The organism is Frankia sp. BMG5.60, from assembly GCF_059428125.1.
Map to the genome: position 1 here is coordinate 4,417,985 of NZ_CM182091.1, position 20,969 is coordinate 4,438,953.

The window sequence follows — 20,969 nt, forward strand, 5'->3', positions numbered from 1 at the left end:
CGACGCGCGCCTTCTCACGTTCCGTACAGGAGCAGCAGACCAGAATCCCGCCGCCTGCATGCCGGACGCCACCTGGCCAATAGACGGGCACCCGCCAGGCTCATCCCGGAGTCGCATTGACACCCCGGTTTCGACGCCGTTTCCTAAATCTCGACACGTCATCAGCGGTTCACTCACGTTCGGCTTTCTGGTCCCCATCTGACGGCTCTTACACCGCCTTTTCCTCGACGCTCACCACGACAGTCGTCAACTAACGCAGCTCAAGGTGATTTGACATCTCCCCCCGCAGGGCGACGCCGGAGGGCCACAATCCTCCATCTCCTGCACAGCATCACATCGAGTAGTCGCTACCTACCGACCGACTCCTCTCCGTGTTCGTGACGCAACAACACCCCGAACTCAACCCAAGCGACCACACTCAGCACACAAGCATCAAGATCCAAAACAGCTACTTAGGTTTCATCGACGAACCGTCTGTCTCCGGTGCCGTGCCGGCAGGGCCGGGCGGCGTCGACGAGCAGTGGAGTCCCACCGGTAGATCGTGACGTGATCGACGGTGATGCCGCGTTCCGCGAGCAGCTCCTCGACGTCGCGGTAGGACAGGCCGTACCGCAGGTACCACCGGACTGCCAGGACGATCACTTCCGGTGGGAACCGGAACCCGGCGAACTCCGAAACCGGGACGGCTGGTCGGACGTGCTGGCGACGGCGGCGCATCACCTGATCATGCCGGCCGCCGGGGTGGACCGCAGCCCGTGCACCAGACCCCTCGGCGGGCCACCGCCACCACCACCGGCGCCCGGCGCCGACGTCACGACCCTGATATCACGGCGAAGGTGCCGCCTCAGCTCCCACCGGAGGTGCCTCGCCGGGCTCTCCGGCAGCCGATGGCCGCCTGCGCGCCGACGTCCATTCGAGCGTGACGACCAGGTGCGCCTCGGCCGTGGACTTGGTGATGGCGAATCCCACCTCGCCCACCGCCTTCACGCCCATCTCCACGGAGATCCGGTTCGGTGGGGCCGCCAGGGTGTCGAGGTTCTCCGAGACCGCACCGGCAACCGCTCGGATCACCCGCAGTCCCAATGCCACTTCCGCTAAGTTGATCAAGCTGTGACCTGGGGTTTCACCGGGTTGGCGAGTCTGATCGTGGGCGGGGCATGGTGGCGGATGCCGTGCTGGCCGGGTTTCTTGACCGGGTACTGGTTGTGGCGGGCTCGGCGGACGACGTGGGGGTAGGTGCGTTCGCGGCGGGTGTTGAGCCGGGTCGGTCGGGTGATGTCGGTGGCGATCTCGCCTTGGGTGCGTGCCCGCTGGTCAGGGGGAAAAAGCCGGGTCGGTGGCGACCCGGTCCCGGATGATCCTGACAGTGCGCTTGAACTTGATCCGGTCGGGGTCGATCCCGGCGGCGGTCGCGGCCTGGCAGGTCAGCGCGCTGATCGCGTGGTGGGTGAGCAGGTAGCCGTAGATCTCCTGGTAGACGGTGTCGGGGTGCTTCGAGCGCAGGACCTTCCCCGGGCCGCGTAGGTAGGTCTTGAGCTGCCTGTTACCGGTCTCGTGTTCCCAGCGCTGCCGGTAGGCCCCGGCCAGCGCGGACGCGGTCGCGTCGCGTGGGTTGAGGATCGTGGTGAGCAGGGCGATGACCTCGTGTTTCCCGTCGCCGTCCCGGTCGGGCACGTCGTACTCGACGAGACGGGCGTAGCGGGCCTTCGCCGGGTCGAGTACCTCACCGGCGCGGGCCGCGGCGACCAGGGCGTCCCGCGCCTTCCCGGTGATCTTCGGGTTGACCAGGACCGTCAGGTACGAGCCGTCGGACAACGCGCGCAGCGGCGGCAGCCGCAGGCTGGCCTTGACCCGCCACAGCAGTGCCGCGCCGGTGTCCGCGGCCGTGCACCAGTCGGTCCAGGAGTAGAAGTTGCGGTCCGCGAGCAGAAGCCAGCGTTCGGCCAGCCGTGGGTACAGGGTGCGGGCCAGGGCCTGCTCGCTGGCGGGCTTCGCGCCGCCGGCCGGGCCGAGCACGGCCAGCACCGGCGCGTGCGAGGCGCACTCGGACACGGTGAGGGCGCGGACCTTCGGCAGCGCCCCCGGCGCGCCGTCGCGGCCCGCGGGCAGGCCGAACGCGGCGATGTTCTCCGCCGAGGCGGGCGCGTCCCACTCCAGTCCGTCGATACTCATCAGCCGCCACGGGCCGAGGAACGCCCCGACCGTGTCGAGGTCCGCGACCGGCCCGGCGACCTGCGAGAACAGTTCCGCCAGCGGTGCCGCACCGAGCCGCTGGCGGGCTTTGGTCAGCCCGCCCGAGGTCGGTTCCCATCGCGGCCCGACCACGTCGAGATCGTCAAGCGTGGTAGCGAGCCGGCGCGCGACCGCCTCGTAGTCGTCGTCCGCGAACAACGCGAGCGCCATCACGAAGTAGACCGCGACCCGCGGCGGGATCGTCGTGTCGCTGCGCCGGGCACCCGTCCCGGTCGCCTCGATCGCCTCGTCGACCGCATCCCGCGACACGAACGACGTCAGGACCCCCAACGAGATCCAGTCCATCAGCTGGCTACCCGTGTCCGTCACAGCCCACGATCATGCCGCCAACCAGGCAGAACCACCCGAACCGACACACCGCAACCAGTCAAGATCCAAATAGTGGAAGTGGCATTGCCCGCAGTCCCTGCCGGAGGCTGCCGCCGTCACGGTGACCACCGGGACCCCGGTGGCGGCCCGCGGGAACGACGCCGTCAAGGTCCTCCAGGGATTCGAACAGGACGATATCGCCGTCGGGGGTCCGTACCTCTAGGTATTCGGTCATGATGGTCCCTTCGCGATTCCTGGCTACCGGGGGCAGAGCGGTCCGGAGTGAATCCCGGGTTGCCGGACGGTGGGCTCGGAAATGGCCGGGCTGTTGGCGACAACGGCGCAGACCCGCCTCGCCCAGGCCGCTGGTTCGGTGGATTCGAGAACGCTGGCGTGATCAGTCGAGAATCCGATGCCCGCCAGGGCGAGCGGGCCTCCGGGGAAACGGCTGTCCGCTATGGTGAACGACTGCACGGGATGCCCGAGAAATCCGGGGATACCGAAGAAGCGGTTGCGCGACCAGTGCGCCACCGCGGTGGCCGATCCGGCGGTCGGCCACTGTGTGCCCAGGGTGACGTCGAGGTCGTCGGCGCCGCCCCTGAACGCGATCGCGTCGACCGTCCGGGTCTGCCCGAGATCGTAGGTGCCCAGCCGTTCGTGGGATTCCAGGCTCCACACCTCCAACGCGTCGCCGGCGCAGAGTGCGACGACCTTTCCAGCCGGATCGATGGCCGGCGCAGCCTGGCACCGGGTGGAGCGGGGAAGGTCCCGCACCACCGTGAACGCCGATCCGGGGATCTCGCGCCCGTCGGAGGTCCGCAGCCGCCACACCCTGTTGTCCGTCACCTCCACCAGTTCGGCGTGCCCGGGGCGGGCGATGACGTCCCCACCGTCGGTGCTGATCGGCGCGGACCGCGCCGTGCCGTCCTCGCCCCACACGGTGACGACGCCACCGTTCCCGACAACGTGGATTCGGCCGCCGGCGGCGGATACGGAAAAGAACCCGCCGTCCCCGTAGACATCCTTCGGCAGCGCGAAGCTCGCCACCGGGCGAAGATCTGGCAGCCGCACGATCCGCACGGTTGCCAGGCCGGGCCGACTGATCACCAGGACCTGACCGTCTGCGGTCAGCTCAGGCTTACCGAGCCCGTTCTCGACCTGCCCGCCGGGCGGGGGTCCGGTCGAGAACGAGGCGGCGGCGACGCGGCGGCGGGTGGCGGTGTCCCATACCTCGGTCAGACCGGAGGCCTGGGTCAGGACGACATACCGCCGATCGGGCGACAGGAGCGCGTCAGCCGAGGTGCCGACTGCGCGTTCCATCGGACCGGCCGGGGGAATCCGAAGCACGGTCACCCCGGACGTCGACTCGAGGACGACCCGCAGGACGCCGCCAGCCTCGGCCGAGACGTGCGTGGGGAGATACCCCCTGGGGCGTGGCACCCGCCGCAGTTCGGTGCCCACCTCCCCGACCTCCACCGTCGGCGGGGTGTCGGTCGCCTGGACCGGGCCGACGCTCGATTCCAGCGCCGGGTCGTACGTCGTCAGCGCGATGGAGCGGCCATCCGGGCTGAAGGCGGCATGGAGCGCCCCGCCCATTGTCTGGTCACAGTGCGCGTCCGCGACCCGCTGGGTGGCGACGGTCTGCCCGGTGGCGACGGCCTGAAGCAGCATGCCGACGCCCTCGGCGCAGCGGACCACCACCGACCGGCCGTCCGGGCTCGCCAGGACGGTGCCGAACGGAAGGTCGAACGGCGTCGCTGCACGGTCGTCGACACGGAAGTCGGCGGCGTCGCGCGTGCCGACGAGCGAACCGTCATCGAGTACCGCCCGGACCTGGATGTCATCCGCCGAGCCCTGCCGGGTGGCGCCGAGCGGAGAGGGCAGGCGCACCGTTCTCGTGACCGCCGCGGTGTCCCGGAGGTCGAGAAGGTGGAATACCGGATCCCCAGTGCGGCCCCAGCCGAGCCATCGCCCGCCCGGATCGGTGATGACGCGGTCGAGCTCGGCGGGCACCTTCCTGAGCAGCCGCCCGTCCCGGGCGTCTCTGATCTCGATTCCGTCCCTGTTACCCATCGCCAGGGCGCCCGGGGAAAGCCAGGCCACGGCCCGGATTCCGGAGCTCGTGCGCGGAATCCGTAGCCGGGTCAGCGCGGTCCGGGGCCGGTCCATATCCAGCACGTCCATCTCATCCGTGCCGGCCGCGGCGAGCGCCAGCGCCCCGTCCGGGCTCACCGCCTCGATAGCCAGTTCCTGGCTGTCGGCCGGCAGGATCGTCGAGCTGAAGCGGAGGGCCCGATACCATTCACGCAGCGCGCTGCGGGTCCGCTCGTCGTCGACGGTCCGGAATGCCCGCAGGTCGAGTGCCAGTCGCACGGGGGACGGGTCGCGGGCACTGGAGTAGTTCACCTCGGCATTCAGCAGCGCGCCCCCCGCGAGCGCGTCGCGCCGTGCGGTGTTCTGCTGCCGCACAATCCAGACACCCGCGACGACGATCACCACGAGATCGATGACCAGCGAGAGGGACAGCAACCGGAGGAGCAGCGACCGGCGCCGGTTGGCCTGACTGCGCAGGATGAAGTCGCGCTGCGGCGCGGTGAGGTCCCGCTGGCGGCCGAGCATCGACACCGCGGTGCGCAGCGCGGTGCCGCGCAGCAGTGCGGTTCTTTCCTTTCGCGCCTGCCATCGCGCGGCATGCCGACCGACCTCGTCCTGCCAGAGCCGGAATTCGCGTTCGTCCTCGATCCAGGCCCTGAACCGCGGCCAGTGCACGGACAGCGCGTCGTGCGTCAGCTCGACCTTCGTCAGGCCGTCGGCGCCCGTTCTCATCACCATCAGCCGCGTCTGGCACAGATCTCCCGCGAGGCCCTCCAGCGCGGGCGCGTCGGACAGTGTGAATGCCCGGCCGGTGGCACCCCCGTCCGGAAGCGGGGTGATGAGCTGGCAGAACAGCCAGCGCACATCGTGTTCCGTCGAGGCGTCGACGGCGATGCGCTGCCACACATGCTCGGCATACCGTGCAAGCGCCCCGGACACGCCGCCCTGGTCACGATAGGACGCGTGGGTGAGAACGCCACGCCGCTGGTTTTCCCAGAGCAGCGCCAGGGTGAATTCCGTGAGTGGCAGCGGGTTACTCTCGGATGCGATGTCCGCGAGCAGCACGTCCACCAGGCCGTCCTGGTAGACGGGCATGCCCGCCGGTTCCAGTGGCCGCGTGATGATGTCGCGTATCTCGCCGGCGCCTGGGATGCCGAGAACCACGATCCGATTCCTCAGCCGCGCGCCGATGCCGCTGTGCGCGAGCAACGCGTCGAGATGACGCGAGCCTACGGTCAGCACCAGGCTGGCCCGCGGGGCCCGCGTCAGCGGAGCGGTGGCCGCCAGCAGTGCGTCGAGCATCTCGTCGCATTCCGCCGGGAACCGGGTGAGTGCCTCGTCCAGCTGGTCGACGAGTATCAGCAGGCGGTCTAGCCCACGGCGGACCAGGATACGGTTCACGGCGTCCTCGGTGCCGCCGGCGGACAGGCGGGCGGCCAACTCCTCGGTCTGCGCCAACCCGCCGCCCTGGTCCAGCAGCTCCAGGAACGACGTGGCGAGGGAATGCCAGGGGCCGCTTCCGGCCGCCGGCCGAAAGAGCATCGACGCCGTCGTGTCGTTGCGCAGCCGGGGCAGCAGCCCGGCCGCCATGAGCGAGGACTTCCCGGACCCGGACGGACCGCTGATCACCAGCACGTCCTCGGTCTCCAGCCGGCGGGCCAGGCCGTCGGCCTCCTCGCCGCGGCCGAAATAATACTGGGCGTCCCGTTCCCGGAAGGCCGCCAGGCCTCGGAACGGATTCGGCTGCGTGGCGTGGTCACCCAGCTCGGGCCAGAAATCGTGCAGCGTCGCGGCGGCGAGGGCGTAACTGGTCCGGCGATCCGCCCGGCTCTCGACCTCGACAGTCATGCCGACGACAGCGCCTCGGTCCTGGTCGATGACCGGGCCGCCGCTGAAGCCGCGACTCACCGGCAGCCCCCAGGAGCGATCGTCCTCGATCTGTATTCGCCCCTGAGCGGTCTTTCCGCGAATGAATCCCGCCGCCCATACCCCGCGCGACCTGCCCGCGGGAAATCCGAATGTCACGACCCGGTCACCGGCGATGTCATCGACATCGACGAGGCGGACGGCGCGTGCGCCTGCCGGCGGGTGGGTTCGCAGCCCGACGGCATCCGGCCCGCCGTCGTCGGCCACCCGGCACACCTCGGCGCGCTGGACGTTCTCCGTCCCGAGCAGGGGGAAAACAACATTCACGGCAGCGCCCAGTTCGGGCAGCTCACCGCCCAGGGCTGCCGCCGCCACATGCGAGCAGGTGAGGACGAGATCATCGGCAACGAGAAAGCCGACGCCGACCGGCTCCTCGCCGAGCAGCACACTGACGATGGCGCGCTCGACCATCCCGTGCGCGCGGAGTTCCCGTCCCCGGTCCGAGGCTTCCGGTCCGGCTGATGCCGGCGGACATTCCCCGGCCAATCTGTCACCCCCGCCGCACGCATCGCCCCGCTCGGGCAGAAACATATATCAGTGACGAACGCCCGATACCGCGTCCTGGGCCGGCGGCGGCAGGACGACCCGGTGCAGGGTGGAACGCCACCGGTCGTTGGTCCAGTGGGCCAGCAGGTCGCCGACGCAGCCGCGTGACCGTCGACCTTCGTGACAGCCGGATCGGCGAGGTGTGCCGGCGCTACGGCGTCGCCGAGTTGTCGGTCTTCGGCTCGGTGGCTCGCGGCGACGACACCGGCTCCTCGGACATCGACCTGCTGTACGTGTCAGTGCCCGACCCGACGCTTGGCTTCGAGGTCGCCGATCTTCGGGATGATCTCGAAAAGATCGTCGGACGTCACGTCGACCTGGTACCCAAGTCCCGACTGAAGTGAGTCATCCGCGACCGGGTGCTCGCGGAGGCCAGGGTCCTCTACGCGGCGTGACGAGCTGTACCTCGTCGACATGATCGAAGCGGCGGCCTGCTCGTGCGGCGGAACCTGGCGACCACCACGGGCTCAAACGGCCCGACGGCTGGCGAAGGACTGGGTGCGCAGACATGGCAGCAGCGGGGGACGACAAGACGCCTGACGCATGACGGGATGCCTTGAGGAGACAGGCCGAGGGCTGTGTTTGGCCCTCGGCCTCGGTGTCTCATGGGTGCGGCGATCCGCCCAGGTCATCAGGGCCTCGGGTCAGGGGACGAGGATGATCTTCCCGCGGACGTGGCCGGTGAGGCTGAGCTCGAACGCCTTCGCGGCCTCGGCGAGGGGGAAGCGGTCCTGGATCTCGAAACGAATCACGCCCTCTTCGGCCAGCTTCGCGACCGCGGTCAGCCTGTCCTCGGACGCGGCGACCGCCGCAATCCCGGCGCCGGCGGCATGCTCGTCGGCTACGGCCGTGACCGCACGGGAGAGGTCGGGAAGAAGCGCCACCGTCGCCGCGACCGACGCCGCACCGCCGACATTGTCGATCGAGGCGTTGATCGTTCCGAGCGCCTTCACGGCATCCACCAGACCATCCCCGTAGGTGACGGGCTCCGCGCCGATCGAGCGGAGGTAGTCGTGGTTGGCCGGGGAGGCCGTACCGATCACGCGGGCCCCGAGCGCCCTGGCGATCTGGACCGTCGCCGTCCCGACTCCCCCGGCCGCGGCGTGGACGAGCACGGTCTCGCCCTCCCGGACACCGATCTGGTGCACCGCGGAGTACGCGGTCCCGGCCGCGACGGGCAGTGACGCCGCCTGCTCGAAGTCGACGGCGGCCGGCTTCGCGATCAGCGAGCTCGCGGGCACGTTGGCCTGCGCGCGGTAACCACCGGTGAAGCCTGACCAGATGACCTCGTCGCCGACGGCGAACCCGTCCACGCCCGAGCCGACCGCGTCGACCACGCCAGCCGACTCGTTACCCGGCACGGCGGGCAACTGCAGTGGCACAAAGTCCTTCAGGTAGCCGGCGACGACCTTCCAGTCGACCGGGTTGACCGAGATCGCCCGGTTCACGATCCGGACCTCCCCCGCGCCCGGCTCCCCCACCGTCTCCTCGGCCTGCACCAGCACCGTCGGGCTGCCGTACTCCTCGAAATAGATCTTCACGCTCATCCAGGACTCCTTGGTCATCGGTTCGATGTCGACACCGCGGGCCGGTGGCCAGGACCTCGGTGACGGGGCACCGCGCCGATCGCGCGGACAGCACCATCGCACCCGCTCCCGTCGTCGTCCGCGCGGACCGTCACCGCGCTCACAGTCTCAATCCTGTACTGGGACGCCCACCGCCGGTCCGCTATTCCCGACTTTTTCGATCGATCAGCGGACAACACTGCGGTGACGACGCTGCATGGATGTATATGCCGCTGGCGACGTGAGCTTGGGGCGCCATGTATCAGCCAGCCCCCCGGGTCGGGTCGGACCCATGCCGCGCCCCGCGAACACGCGGTGAGATCGCCAACCGTGTCCTCACCGACGTCGGCCATCTCACCGGCCTGGTCCGACTGGGCCTGATCATGTCCGATACGTCCCGCACACGGCTGTTCGGCAACCTCGACGAGGGATGTGACCGTCGACCTTCGTGACACCCGGATCGCCGAGGTGTGCCCGGTGTGCCGGCGCTACGACGTCGCCGAGAGGTCCGTCTTCGGCTCGGTGGCTCGCGGCGACGACACCGACGAGTCGGATGTCGACCTGCTCTACGTACTGGCGCCCGACTCGAAGCACGGCTTCTAGATCGTCGACCTCCGAGACGATCTAGAAAAGATCCAGCGCGGCAGGGCAGTTGCCCTGCGCCAGCTCACGCCGTTCGTAAATGGCGACCCGAAGTTCTTCCCTGACCGCGTTTTCCAGGCGATCAAGAGGCGACTCCGCGATCGGCACCACGCGCAGCTATCCCGATGGTCCTCGCACATTCACAGCAGCATTGAACCCAATGCGAGGACAACGGTAATGAGTCGTCCAAGATATAGGCAGCCATGGTATTACTCTGGAGCAGGTGGGGACCGAACCTGGTGAGCTTGTCACGGGGCTACTTGTCCAAGGGCATGAGTGCGTCATGCGGTGGGAGTTGCGGGACGCTGGCGAGTGGGAGCAGGCGCACGTCTCGGTCAGTAGTTCAACCGGGGGCGCATGGTATGTGGAGCACACGGGGTTCGGCTGCCGCCGGTTCACCGACAAGCAGGCTGCCTGGCTGGCGGTGCGCCGACTGATGGCTTGCCACGGTGGGCGGTGGGAAGTGGTCCCATGCGACGCCAAGCTACGGAATCCCGCCGTCAGTTACGACGGCACACGCATGCTGTATCTCACCGGAGGGCACTCGCTCTACGGCAGCTGGGGCCGGTATCAGGACCGTATCTGGGCCGGATATGTCATCGCGATGGAGGCCGGCATCGTGCTCCGGCGGACCGACAGCCACCCGGAGGTCGGTGGCTCGATACTGGTCTACGAGTACACCGATCCCGTCGACAGCTCGACCCGCTACGCGCTGGACTACACCGCCGGCGACTTCCGGTGGACGTCGGACTACGACGACCGGGACACCGCCGTGGGGTGCTACAAGGAAACCGTGTACGGGAACCAAGACCCCGGCCGACCGTATGTCGCCAGCGATCTCGACGTTGTCGTCAGGCCGCCGCGGACCGGACCCTCGATCGAGGAGGTCCTCGACCAGTTCCTCGCCGAACAGCGCACCCGCCTCGAGAAGAGGACCATGAGTAACTATGAGGGGATCATAGCGCTCTTGGGAAAGTGCATCGCGAGGACGGTCGAGGACGGAGAGCTCGGTAGTGTGCTCGACGGCCCGGAGACGATTCCGGATTATCTGAGCGAGTTCCTCGGCTACTATATGGTCCGCAAGGTAATCGCCAGCAAAGAACAGATCCGAGCGGCGGGGACGGTAACTCGGAAGTTGGTTAATTGGATGTCCGAGCGTGGATATCTCGACGAGTCTACCGCTCGGAACGCAGCGGATCACGCGCGGGACGCGGGACGCGATCTCTCGGCGGCTGACGACTTTCGAGACCTGATCGACGACTACCTCGACAGCAGGCCCGCTGTCGACGTTGGCTCAATTCCGTTCGAGGACCGGTTCGAGGACGTCGTCTACACCGTCGAGGTGGGCGCGGGCGAGATCTCCTTCCACCACTATGATGGGACGATTGTCGGCCCGTTCGAAATCCCGGTGGAGATAAGCGCGCTGGTACAGCCTCACTGGAGCATGTACGTAGAAGCAGCACGTATTGACGGGACCTGGCACCTGATCATGATTGGTTCCGTCTATCCCTGAACACTGGGCCGGCGCCTGACCCGGGGCGCGGCGCCCGGGGCATGCTCGTCCGGTCGCCACTGATCGATGGATGGTCGCCCCTGCCCAGCTCATCGGTGGTCGGCAGCGTTAGGTCAGCCGGCGGCGGTTCGTCTACTCATCGTCGATCAACATCCCTCTTCCAGCGATACCAGATGTTCGGCGTAGCGTGCCTCGGCGAGCGGAATCGCCACCTCGTACCACCCCTGCCAGTTGCCGGACTCGTCCCCGGCGACCAGGAGCACCATCTGTCTGACGGTGTCGAACAGGAACAGAATTCTGATCTCGGTCTCGCCGGTGCTGGCTGGGCGCAACTCCTTCAGATGGTGCAGCTTGCTTCCCTTGATCCGGTCGACGAGCGGGCGGCCCTCGTCTGGGCCGCGGTTATGAGCGCGCCCGCCTTCGCCGGCGAGCCTTCCCTGGCGAGGACCGCGGCAGCTGGTTCGAGCCCCATCTGGACGACCACGTCACGGCCATACGAACCGCCTCCGCCCCGCCGAGGGTGGGTGAGTTGTCCGGGGGCGGCCACGTGAAGCCGTCGGCGGGGGCGGTGCATGGCTGTTCCCGAGCTGGCCTGAACCGGCCTGAGCCTCACCATCCCCGGCGACAATTGTGTGGTGTCGAACCATAATGACCGCGCCGACATCGAGCAGATCGTCGATCTGCTCGTCGGCCGGCTCGTCGTCCGCATGCGCACCGAACAGGGCATCGATCTCACCCTCGGCCCGCGCGCCCGCGCCCGCCTCCTAGTCGAGCTCACCGCCGGCCTACACCTCGACGACCACAGCATCGGCTCCGCACTCGAGGACATGCTGATCACCCCGCTCGATCAGGCCCTGAGCACGCACGGCCCGGCACGGTCGGGCACCCTGACGGTCACCGACGTGGCCCGCGAGTACGGCGCCTGGACGGTGTCACTCGCCTGACCAGCGTGAAACGCCCGCTCACCCGGTTGGGACAACCGCGGTCGCGACCGTCTCTGCCGCCGCCTGACCAGTCGACCGCAGCAGGTGCGCTGCCGGGCTCCCGCGGCGACGGCGGCCCGCCCGCATCCGTTGCACCGGAGCGGGGATCAGGGTGCTGGAGGAGGCCGAGCATGCGAGGGCCAGAGGGGTGCCGATCCTGGCTGAGATGATCGGCTGCGCCTCGTTCTGGAGCCCCGCGGGCTGACGGGGCGACTTGGGCTCGACATCGTTTACCTGGACGATCCGCAGGACATCCTTGCCCGCATCCGTGTGATCACATAAACACGTTGTAAAACGGATGTCCTCGCCGGGCAGCCGGTAACCGATAGCATTGCGCATCATTCGGGGAAGGTGCGCCTTTAGCTGCTGCCGCGATGACGCGCCGCACCCGGGCTGCAGATCTTGCTTTCTGGCTCGTCGGCGGGCCGTTGATCTGGTGGCGCGGCGCCGTCTATTTCCGTCTTCCGGGAATCCTTCCGACACTTTTCGCCTGGACGCAAACCCGGAACTCCGGCGGTTGGGAGGCCAAAGCGTGAATCTTCTGATGCCTATGGAGATTCGGCTCCGTCGACTATCCCGCAGGTAACCCGTACGGCCGGCTGCGCCGATTCAACAGATCAACCAGCTAGGTTGTCGCTCGCAGTAGTTGGGTCGATGCAAGTTACGGGAAAGGGTACGGAATGAAGAACAGGACCGGACGTTACGCCGCTCTTCTCACCATGTCTGGTGTCGCGACCGGCGTCGTCTTGCTCGGGCCGGGAGTGGCCATGGCACAGGCTGCGGAGCCGACCGTGGCCGCTCCCCCCACAGTCGCTGCCGAGGACGCCGGAATCCAGGACCCGTGGCTCGCGGGCTCCTTGCAGGGATGGGACCCGCACAAGGACAAGTGGGACCACAAGAAGCAGGACGTCGTCAAGAAGAAGGAGAAGGCGACCTTCGAGCGGGTGACCTGGTTCGACAAGAAGGACCACCACAAGAAGTGGGACGACAAGTGGGACGACAAGAAGGGGCCAGGCGACGACCCGACATGGCTCGGTGATGAGCCGACGGGGGACGACGCGGATCAGGCGAACATCATTGGGTGGGACCCGGACAAGCACAAGTGGGACCACAAGAAGCGGGACATCACCAAGAAGAAGGAGAAGGCGACCTTCGAGCGGGTGACCTGGTTCGACAAGAAGCACAAGAATGACCACCACAAGAAGTGGGACGGCTCGTCGGAGCAGCACGACTCAGACTCAAACGGTCCCGGGGATGACGCGGAGGGCGTCGGCCTCGCTGGCTAGTACGGCAGCCGCAGTTGGGTAGTCGGCCGAGTGGGGCGCCTGCATGGCGGTGCTCCGCTCGGCCCGCGGCGCGGGGGTGCGGGCAATGCGGCCACCGGCCGGTCATCGCGGGTCGGACGACTCGTGGCGATCGGCCGGTGACCGCGTGTCCCACGTCCGCCGGCTGAGAACGGGCCCCCGGCCGCCCGTGTCGACCTGGCCCTCCGCGCCTGCCGCGCCACCCTGTGTCCGTGTCCTGCGACCGACGCAACCGCGTCGGCGGAGACCGGCCGGATGGTGATTTCAGGACCCCGAACCAAGATCAGACGGATCACCGCTGACGCTATTGACCACCGTGCCTGTCACAGCATCACCGTGGCTGTACAGACTGGGTTGGACACGGCGACGTGGCCTGCGCCGCGGGGTTTTGGGGACGAGATCACGGGAGCTCAGCGTGACGACAGATTCGTTGGCTTCGGGGGCGATGCGTTTCGCCGCGACTGACCTGGCGCAGCGCTTCGACCAGGACGCGCGGTGTGAGATCCGACGTTGCAGCGTGCGGGATGCCGGTTGGGAGTCGGTGCTCGTCCGGGTCGCTCAGCGCTGTGATTCTTCGGGACGTGCGGACATGGGCGTCCTGCCCCATCCCCGGATCATGCTCGTGACCCGTGGAAGCGTGGCCGTGCAACGACGTGACGGAGTAGCGCGGCGATCCGCCCAGCTCGCGCCGGGGAAGGCGTGGATCGTCCCAGCCGGAGTGCCGCTGAGTTATGAGTGGACGCATGCGGGGAGCGGCAGGCGCGAGCTCGTTGTCATGGTTCTCCCGGCAGACGATCTCGCGCGTACCGCCGGTCTGCTGAGCCATCGACGGTCCTCGCCGGTCACCTTGGCGGAGCCGGTGTTGACCGAGGACCACGTCGTGCGCAGCGTCCTGACCGAGCTCACTCACGCGATGGCCGCGGGAGTCGACGAGCTGTACGCGGAGACCTCGGCGGCCTTCCTGCTCGCTCACGTGCTCAGCCACTACGGGACCGGATCGCCGGGCCCCGTCGGCGTCGGGAGGGAGGACGCCCGGGTCCGGACGGCGATCGAGTTCATGCGGGACAACCTTCACCTGCCGCTGTCGCTCGCCGACCTGGCCGGCAGCGCCGGGCTGAGCTCGTATCACTTCCTGCGCGTCTTTCACGCCTCGACGGGACTGCCGCCGCGCCGGTTTCTCACCCGCATGAGGATCGACGTGGCGCGGCGTCGTCTCGAGGACAGCGATCTGTCCGTCACCGACATCGCGCGGCAGTGCGGGTTCAGCAGCGCCAGCCAGTTCTCGACCGCGTTCCGCCGCGAGACCGGTATGGCGCCGCGGACGTTCCGTCGCCGCTGCGCGACGTAGGGGCTGTGACCGGCCGCGATTGACTGCAGCCAACCGCGAGCATCAGTGACCGTCAGTGACCGAACCTGAGACGCGAGCGCCGCAATAAGGAACACCTTTTTAGCAATCGAGCGCATGCGCGCCGGATGCGTGTACGCCTAGGCTCGAGGTGTGGTCACCACGAGGCTCAGCGCGTGGATGCCGGAGATCGCACCCGGCTGAGGGCTCCGTCCCGCGTGGCGCCGTGCCGGTCCCGGGCTGGACGACGCGATGGACGTCGCACCGACGATGCGAAGGAGAACGACGTGAGCATGCTCTATCTCGCCCAGGCCCAGCAGCAACAGCAGCTCGAATGGCTCGACGGCGGAAGTCTCACGATGGTGCTCGACGGCGCGGCGACCGACGGCCAACTGATGATGGGCAGATTCGACGTCAGCGAAGGCGAGGCGCCGCCCTATCACACGCACACCCTCGAGGACGAGGTGTTCATGCTGATCAGCGGTACCGCGCTGGTCTGGTACGACGACCGCGAGTACGAGCTGTCCGAAGGCGGCGTGGTCTTCCTCCCCAAGGGCAAGCCGCACGCCTACCGGATCACGTCGAAGAAGGCCGACCTGTTGATGATCAACACGCCGGCCGGCATTGAGGGCATGTTCCGCTACGCCGGTCGCGACAAGTCCACCCCGCGGCCCGACGGCTTTCAGATTTCCCCCGACCGGATGGCCGAAGCGGCCGAGAAGTTCGGCAACATCGTCGTCGGACCGCCGCGCTGACGCGGACCGTCCACACCGACCGCGCGGAAGTTAATTCCCGCGACAGCCGCGGAAGCCCACCCGCACGATCCCACTGGTCGCTTTGACCCCGATCGACCCCTCCGCCGAAGGAAAGCAAACGATGAAGATCCTCGCGACCGGGGCGACCGGCACGTTCGCCGGGCTGGTCGTGCCCGCTCTCGTGCGCCATGGGATCGACGTACGCGCGGTCGTGCACGACCCGGGCAAGCGCGACATCCCGCTGGGGCACGGCGCGAACGAGATCGTCACCGCGGACCTCGGTGACCCGGCCAGTCTGCGCGCCGCGTTCGACGGCGTCGACGGCGCGTTTCTGATCACCCCGGCCTTCTCGCCGGATGCGACGAAGATGGGGCTCAACGTCGTCGAGGCGGCGCAGGCCGCCGGCGTCCGGAAGATCGTCTACAACGGCGTCTACCACCCCTCCCTACCGTTGGAGAACCACGCCAGCACCCGGCCGATCGAGGCGGCCCTCTACGCCTCGACGCTGGACTTCACGATCCTGCAGCCCGCGATGTACATGCAGGGCCTCGACGGCGCCTACGAGCAGGCCCGCCGCACCGGCGCGCTCGTCATGCCCTGGTCGAAGCACTCGCAGATGACGTACGTCGACTACCGCGATGTCGCCGAGGCCGCCACGCTCGCGTTCGTCGACGATCGGCTCTCCTTCGGCACGTTCGAGCTCGCCGCACCCGGCACGGTGGACCGCGTGCGGCTCGCCGAGCTGATGACCGAGGCCGCCGGTCGCGAGGTGACCGCCGAGGACCTGCCCGCCGGGTTCACGTTGCCGCCCGGGCAGGCCGCCGGTCTGGGCGCGATGTTCGCCGAGTACGACAGGCACGGCTTCCATGGCGGCAATGCACTCGTGCTCCGCACAATCCTGCGGCGCGAACCGGGCACACTGGCCGCCTACATCGCAGAACTCGGCGCATCCGGACTGGGTGCGTCATGACCTGCCGGGGGGCTGACCGCCCGCCGACCCGTCGCGGCGCCTGTCGGACCTTCAAGCCCAGGGAAGGACGTCGGACCGATGACGCTTGAACTCGATCCGCAGATCGCCGAGGCACTCGGCCCGCTCACGGCCGGGCTGGCCGATGTGGCACCGCCGCCGGTGGGCGACGTCGACGGCCGCCGCGTCGTCCTGAACACGATGCTCGCCACCGTCGACCGGCTTCAGCCCACCGCCGACGACGTCCGCATCACCGATCACGAGCTGACCACCGCGGACGGCGCCACACTGCTCCTGCGCTGGTACAGAACCAGCGACACCGACGACGTCGCGCCCGGCCCGGCGGTGCTGTACCTCCACGGCGGCGGCATGATCCTCGGGAGTGTGTCGATCAACGACGGCGCCGTCAGCCGCCTGGTGTCACGCAGCGGCGTGCCCTTCCTCGCCGTGGACTACCGCCTCGCCCCCGAGCACCCGTTCCCCACTCCGGTCGAGGACGTCTACGCCGGGCTGCAATGGCTGCACGAGCACGCCACCGAGCTCGATGTCGATCCGGCTCGCATCGCCGTCATGGGCGACAGCGCGGGCGGCGGCCTGGCAGCCGCGGTGTCGATCCTCGCCCGCGACCGCGGCGGACCGACCATCGCGCGACAGCTGCTGATCTTCCCGATGCTCGACGACCGCACCACGATTCCGGACCCGCACATCGAGCCCTATGCCGCCTGGACCTACGAGGACAACATCACCGGCTGGCAGGCGTTCCTCGGCGCGCGCGCCGGTGGCACCGATGTACCGGCACTCGCGGCTCCCGCGCGGCTCGAGGACGCGACCGGGCTGCCACCGGCCTACATCGAGGTCGGCCAGCTCGACATCTTCCGCGACGAGGATCTGGCCTACGCGCTGCTGCTCGGTCGCGGCGGTGTGCCCGTCGAGCTTCACCTCACCCCAGGCGCCCCGCACGAGTACGACGCCATCGCCTACCAGAGCGACGCCGCACGCCGGGCCATGGCCGACCGGGTGAGGGTCATCCGCTCGTTGTGACAGCCCCGACGTCCAGGTGACAGCCCCAACGTCCAGCAAAGCCCAGATGGAGGCGTTCGTGACCTCAGGTGAAGTAGTGGCCCTCCTTGAGGTCGGCGATCAGGCCTGGACGGGTTGGCTGCCAGCCGAGTAGGTCGCGGGTGATCTGCGCGGAGGCGGGGCCGTCGAATCCCCAGAAGCCGCCAAGGAAGCCGACGTAGTCCCCGATCTGGTCGGGAGTGACCGAGACCGCGGGAAGGCCGAGATGGGCGGCGAGGACCTCGGCGACCTCGCGGATGGGGACGCCCTCGTCGCCGACCGCGTGCAGCGCCGAACCGGGCGGCGCCGATTCGAGGGCGAGGCGGAACAGGCGCGCGGCGTCGTCGCGGTGGACGGCTGGCCAACGATTGGTTCCGTCGCCGACGTAGGCCGCGGCGCCCTTCTGGCGCGCGAAGCCGATCGCGGTCGGGATGAACCCGTTGTCGCCGTCGCCGTGGGTGGCCGGTGGCAGCCGCACGACCGAGGAGCGGACCCCGCGGGCGGCGAGCGCGAGCGTGTGGTTGGCGTTGTCGATCCGCCCGTTCGCCCCGCTGATCGGGACCTCGCGATCGGCGTCCTGCGCCGCGCGCCCGTCGTTTTCGGTGGCGACGACTCCCGGCGGGAGGCCGAGCACGCCGAGGATGCCGGAGGCGATGACGAACGGCTTGTCGGTGCCGGCGAGGGCCTCGCCGAAGGTCTCGATCGCCGCGCGGTCGGCGTCGGTGGCGCCGGCGAAGTCGCCGGCGAAGGCGATGTCGTGCTTGAACGCGAGGTGGATGACGCCGTCGGCGGCCGCGGCGGCGGCGCGCAGGGTGTCGAGGTCGTCGAGCGATCCGGCGCGGACCTCGGCCCCCGCCGCCCGCAGGGCGACGGCCGCGGCCTCGGAGCGGGCGAGCCCGGTGACCGTGTGGCCGGCGGCGATCAGGTCGGGGACGAGCCCGCGGCCGACCCAGCCCGACGCTCCAGTGACGAACACACGCATGGGAAACCTCCACGACAGGGGCGTGCACCGGGCGGATCCGCGGCGAGCGACCCGGGATGCCCGTTACCATTGATAGTACGACCGTACTAGAAAAGACCGTATGCAGCCGTGCTAGAAACGTCAAACCACGTTGACCGAGGAGGCGGCCATGGTGGGACGACCGGTCAACCATCAGCGGCGGGCCGAGCTGCTCGACGCGGCGGTCGAGTACGCGGCCGAGTACGGGTTCTCCGAGCTGACGTGGCGGCCCGTCGCCGCCGCCCTCGGGGTGTCGCCCACGACGTTGGTGCATCACTTCGGCACCAAGGAGCAGATGCTCGAGGCCATCCTCGGACGCCTGCGGGAGCGCATCTTCGTGGCCACTCGCGACCTGGCCGGCGAGCAGCCCGACCTGGCCGCGGAGGCCCGCGCGTCCTGGACGCGGGCCTCCGACCCGCAACACGAAGCGGAGTTCAGGCTGTTCTTCGCGGTCTACGGGCGCGCACTGCAGGCTCCGCAACAGTTCGCGGCGTTCCTCGAGCAGGTCGTCGCCTACTGGATGAGCGCCCTGGTCGACGCGCAGGGGCCGGACACCGACCTGACGACCGCGACGCGCACGGCCACCCTCGTGATCGCCACCATCCGCGGACTGCTGCTCGACCTGCTCGCCACCGGTGACCGGGACCGGGTCCAGGACGCGGCCGAGAGCTTCTTCGCCACCCTCGAACGCCGCGCCACCATCGAACACACGGCGCAGCCGTCGGTCGCCCCGCCCCGCTGAGCGGCGGGTCGGGCGGCGCTGGCACGCCGAAGACCAGCAGAGATCGTCCTAGGTCCGTTGCCGTACGACCGCCCGACGGGGAGCCCAGGGCAGGACACCTCCGTCACGGATGAGTTGGCCGTAGTGCTCGGGGTTGACCGGATCGAGCGCGAGGCTCAGAACGGCGACGGCGGCCTGCGCCGGGGTGGGGGCGGCGCTGACGTCCCACCACATCGCGGAGGTCGGCGTGTTCATCATGCCGGGGCAGACGGCGGCGACCAGGATGCCCCGCTCGGTGTCCCGCTCGCGGCGCTGGTCGGCCAGCGCGCGCACGGCGGCGACCTGGCCGATCTTGGAGGGGATGTTGACGAAGCCGGGCCAGGCACCGCCGCGGGCGCTGCCGTCCTGGACCGCGTCCCGCCACGCCGCGACCTGCGTGTCGACCTCGTCCAGCGACGCCAGGCCGTCGAAGCGGTCGTGCAGCACGGGCGCGAGATGGTGCAGGGTGCCCAGCGAGCTGGCCACGACGATGAGCCTGCCGTTGTCGCGCAGCAGCGGGGCGAAGGCCCGCAGCACGCGGGTGGTGCCGAAGTTGTTGACCTCGGCGTAAGCGTCGACGATCGTCCGGGGGTCGTCGTCGGGGCCGACCCGCATGACGGCGTTGTTGAACACGATGTCGATGCCGCCGTGCCGTTCGGCCAGTCGCGCGGCGAGGCGGCCGGCGGCCCCGGGGCCGGCGACGTCCAGGATCTCGCCTCGGACGCGGGCTCCCCCGCCGGGCATGGCCGCGACCGCTTCGTTGACGTGGTCGACGGTGCGCCCGGTGAGGTAGACGGTGTCCGCGGAGGTGAGGCGCCGGGCGAGTCCCTCGGCCAGCGCCAGGCCCAGGCCCTGGGTCGCCCCGGTGATCAGAGCGGTCCTCGGTGCGGTGGTCATGATGCTCGGATCAGGTTCATGCCGGCCACGCTAGGCGGCGGCCGTCCATGCCGGTAGCGAAAAATCCTCAAGCTAGGTATGAGTAATTCTCATGGCCTTCACCGATGCCTCGCTCGTCGCGCTGCGAGTGTTCTGCGAGGTGGCCGAGCGGGGCACGCTCACCGCCGCGGCCGCCGCGCTCGGCTACACCCAGTCCGCGGTGTCCCGGCAGATCGCCGCGCTGGAGCGCGCGGCGGGTGCGCCCCTGCTGGAGCGACGCCATGACGGGGTGCGCCTGACCCCGGCCGGGCGCGTCGTGCTGCGCCGTGCCGCCACCGTGGTCGACCAGGTCGACGCCACGGCGCGGGAGCTGGCCGGGCTGCCCGCCGAGCCCGGCACGGTTCGGCTCGGCTGGTTCACCAGCGCCGGGGCCGTGCTGCTGCCCCGCGCGCTGGCCGCACTGCGCGACACGCATCCGGCCATCACCGTGACCACTCGGGAGGGCGCCACCCCGGCGCTGGTCCGCGCCCTGCGCGCCGGCACGCTGGACCTCGCGCTGCTGGCCTCGCAGCCGCCGTTTCGCCCACCCGACGCCGAAACACCGCCGCTGCGGCTGCAGACCCTCACCGAACGCAGCCTGCACATCGCCGTGCCCGCGACCCATCCACTCGCTCGGGGCGAGTTCGTCGACGTCGCCGACCTGCGCGGCCAACGGTGGATCGCCGGCCCGGGCGAGGATCGTGTCATGGGCGTCTGGCCCGGCCTGGACGAGCGGCCCGACATCGCCCACACCGCCCGCGACTGGCTCGCCAAGCTCCGGCTCGTCGCCGCCGGCTGCGGCATCACCACCGTGCCCACCGCGCTCGCCCCCGCGGTGCCCGCCGGCGTACGCGTCCTGCCCGTCCGAGGCGGGCCTGCCGAACAACGGCGCATCCTGCTCGCGCGACTTCCCCAGCCACTGACCGACCCCGCCGCCCGCCTCGCCGATGCGCTTCGCGCCGCAGCCCTCGAGGTTTCCGAGAACCTCGTCGTTCGTTGACGTCAGCGGGCCACCGGACCGGCCGCGGACGGG

The 20,969-nt window shown here is 69.3% G+C and carries 18 protein-coding genes and 2 pseudogenes; 11 read left to right on the top strand and 9 right to left on the bottom strand.

The genetic code is table 11. The annotated features are described in order from the left end of the window. Positions 1 to 528 precede the first annotated feature (528 nt). The 4 genes and pseudogenes from AC5R91_RS18120 to AC5R91_RS18135 all read right to left on the bottom strand — a co-directional run. Positions 529 to 717, bottom strand: a pseudogene (locus AC5R91_RS18120) (IS6 family transposase); the annotation flags it as partial. A gap of 108 nt (positions 718 to 825) precedes the next feature. Further along, complete coding sequence (locus AC5R91_RS18125; protein ID WP_495392534.1) at positions 826 to 1,089, bottom strand: CU044_2847 family protein; 264 nt, start codon at positions 1,087 to 1,089, stop codon at positions 826 to 828. 225 nt (positions 1,090 to 1,314) lie between these two features. After that, positions 1,315 to 2,562: an IS4 family transposase gene (locus AC5R91_RS18130; protein ID WP_495392250.1), complete on the bottom strand. Its 1,248-nt coding sequence runs from the start codon at positions 2,560 to 2,562 to the stop codon at positions 1,315 to 1,317. Positions 2,563 to 2,820: 258 nt separating this feature from the next. Beyond that, positions 2,821 to 6,993 (bottom strand): nSTAND1 domain-containing NTPase, encoded by a 4,173-nt coding sequence (locus tag AC5R91_RS18135; protein ID WP_495392535.1) that lies wholly within the window; start codon positions 6,991 to 6,993, stop codon positions 2,821 to 2,823. Between the two features lie 239 nt (positions 6,994 to 7,232). Between AC5R91_RS18135 and AC5R91_RS18140 the strand changes: the two genes are divergently transcribed. Further along, the gene (locus tag AC5R91_RS18140) at positions 7,233 to 7,472 is read left to right on the top strand and encodes a nucleotidyltransferase family protein (RefSeq protein WP_495392536.1); all 240 of its coding nucleotides are present in this window, start codon (positions 7,233 to 7,235) and stop codon (positions 7,470 to 7,472) included. 300 nt (positions 7,473 to 7,772) lie between these two features. Here the strand turns inward: AC5R91_RS18140 and AC5R91_RS18145 are convergent, their stop codons facing one another. Continuing rightward, complete coding sequence (locus AC5R91_RS18145) at positions 7,773 to 8,675, bottom strand: NADP-dependent oxidoreductase (protein WP_495392537.1); 903 nt, start codon at positions 8,673 to 8,675, stop codon at positions 7,773 to 7,775. Positions 8,676 to 9,125: 450 nt separating this feature from the next. Between AC5R91_RS18145 and AC5R91_RS18150 the strand changes: the two genes are divergently transcribed. Then, a complete protein-coding gene (locus tag AC5R91_RS18150; RefSeq protein ID WP_495392538.1) occupies positions 9,126 to 9,296 on the top strand; it encodes a nucleotidyltransferase family protein in 171 nt (56 codons plus the stop codon). A 21-nt stretch (positions 9,297 to 9,317) separates the two neighbouring features. Here the strand turns inward: AC5R91_RS18150 and AC5R91_RS18155 are convergent, their stop codons facing one another. Next, positions 9,318 to 9,446, bottom strand: coding sequence for a hypothetical protein (locus tag AC5R91_RS18155; RefSeq protein ID WP_495392539.1), 129 nt, complete (start codon positions 9,444 to 9,446; stop codon positions 9,318 to 9,320). Between the two features lie 172 nt (positions 9,447 to 9,618). Between AC5R91_RS18155 and AC5R91_RS18160 the strand changes: the two genes are divergently transcribed. Further along, positions 9,619 to 10,848, top strand: a complete 1,230-nt coding sequence (locus AC5R91_RS18160) for a hypothetical protein (RefSeq protein ID WP_495392540.1) — start codon at positions 9,619 to 9,621, stop codon at positions 10,846 to 10,848. A 146-nt stretch (positions 10,849 to 10,994) separates the two neighbouring features. Here AC5R91_RS18160 and AC5R91_RS18165 read toward each other — a convergent pair. After that, a pseudogene (locus tag AC5R91_RS18165) lies at positions 10,995 to 11,249 on the bottom strand (type II toxin-antitoxin system RelE/ParE family toxin); the annotation flags it as partial. A 234-nt stretch (positions 11,250 to 11,483) separates the two neighbouring features. Here AC5R91_RS18165 and AC5R91_RS18170 point away from each other — a divergent pair. The 6 genes from AC5R91_RS18170 to AC5R91_RS18195 all read left to right on the top strand — a co-directional run bounded on the left by AC5R91_RS18170 (position 11,484) and on the right by AC5R91_RS18195 (position 17,243). Then, on the top strand, positions 11,484 to 11,792 hold the full coding sequence (locus tag AC5R91_RS18170; RefSeq protein ID WP_495392541.1) for a hypothetical protein: 309 nt from the start codon (positions 11,484 to 11,486) through the stop codon (positions 11,790 to 11,792). A 719-nt stretch (positions 11,793 to 12,511) separates the two neighbouring features. Then, complete coding sequence (locus AC5R91_RS18175) at positions 12,512 to 13,117, top strand: hypothetical protein (protein ID WP_495392542.1); 606 nt, start codon at positions 12,512 to 12,514, stop codon at positions 13,115 to 13,117. A gap of 433 nt (positions 13,118 to 13,550) precedes the next feature. Beyond that, positions 13,551 to 14,483, top strand: coding sequence for a helix-turn-helix domain-containing protein (locus tag AC5R91_RS18180; protein WP_495392543.1), 933 nt, complete (start codon positions 13,551 to 13,553; stop codon positions 14,481 to 14,483). A 290-nt stretch (positions 14,484 to 14,773) separates the two neighbouring features. Continuing rightward, positions 14,774 to 15,235, top strand: a complete 462-nt coding sequence (locus tag AC5R91_RS18185) for a cupin domain-containing protein (RefSeq protein WP_495397999.1) — start codon at positions 14,774 to 14,776, stop codon at positions 15,233 to 15,235. 121 nt (positions 15,236 to 15,356) lie between these two features. After that, on the top strand, positions 15,357 to 16,205 hold the full coding sequence (locus tag AC5R91_RS18190; RefSeq protein WP_495392544.1) for an SDR family oxidoreductase: 849 nt from the start codon (positions 15,357 to 15,359) through the stop codon (positions 16,203 to 16,205). 78 nt (positions 16,206 to 16,283) lie between these two features. Beyond that, positions 16,284 to 17,243, top strand: coding sequence for an alpha/beta hydrolase (locus AC5R91_RS18195; RefSeq protein ID WP_495392545.1), 960 nt, complete (start codon positions 16,284 to 16,286; stop codon positions 17,241 to 17,243). A gap of 64 nt (positions 17,244 to 17,307) precedes the next feature. Here the strand turns inward: AC5R91_RS18195 and AC5R91_RS18200 are convergent, their stop codons facing one another. After that, on the bottom strand, positions 17,308 to 18,243 hold the full coding sequence (locus AC5R91_RS18200) for an SDR family oxidoreductase (RefSeq protein WP_495392546.1): 936 nt from the start codon (positions 18,241 to 18,243) through the stop codon (positions 17,308 to 17,310). A 148-nt stretch (positions 18,244 to 18,391) separates the two neighbouring features. On the opposite strand from AC5R91_RS18200, the gene AC5R91_RS18205 reads away from it, so the two are divergent. After that, the gene (locus tag AC5R91_RS18205) at positions 18,392 to 19,003 is read left to right on the top strand and encodes a TetR/AcrR family transcriptional regulator (RefSeq protein ID WP_495392547.1); all 612 of its coding nucleotides are present in this window, start codon (positions 18,392 to 18,394) and stop codon (positions 19,001 to 19,003) included. A gap of 48 nt (positions 19,004 to 19,051) precedes the next feature. On the opposite strand, the gene AC5R91_RS18210 is transcribed toward AC5R91_RS18205, so the two are convergent. Next, entirely contained in the window at positions 19,052 to 19,918 is an 867-nt protein-coding gene (locus AC5R91_RS18210; protein WP_495392548.1) for an SDR family NAD(P)-dependent oxidoreductase, read from the bottom strand. Positions 19,919 to 20,009: 91 nt separating this feature from the next. Between AC5R91_RS18210 and AC5R91_RS18215 the strand changes: the two genes are divergently transcribed. Next, positions 20,010 to 20,936: a LysR family transcriptional regulator gene (locus AC5R91_RS18215; RefSeq protein WP_495392549.1), complete on the top strand. Its 927-nt coding sequence runs from the start codon at positions 20,010 to 20,012 to the stop codon at positions 20,934 to 20,936. Positions 20,937 to 20,969: the final 33 nt, after the last annotated feature.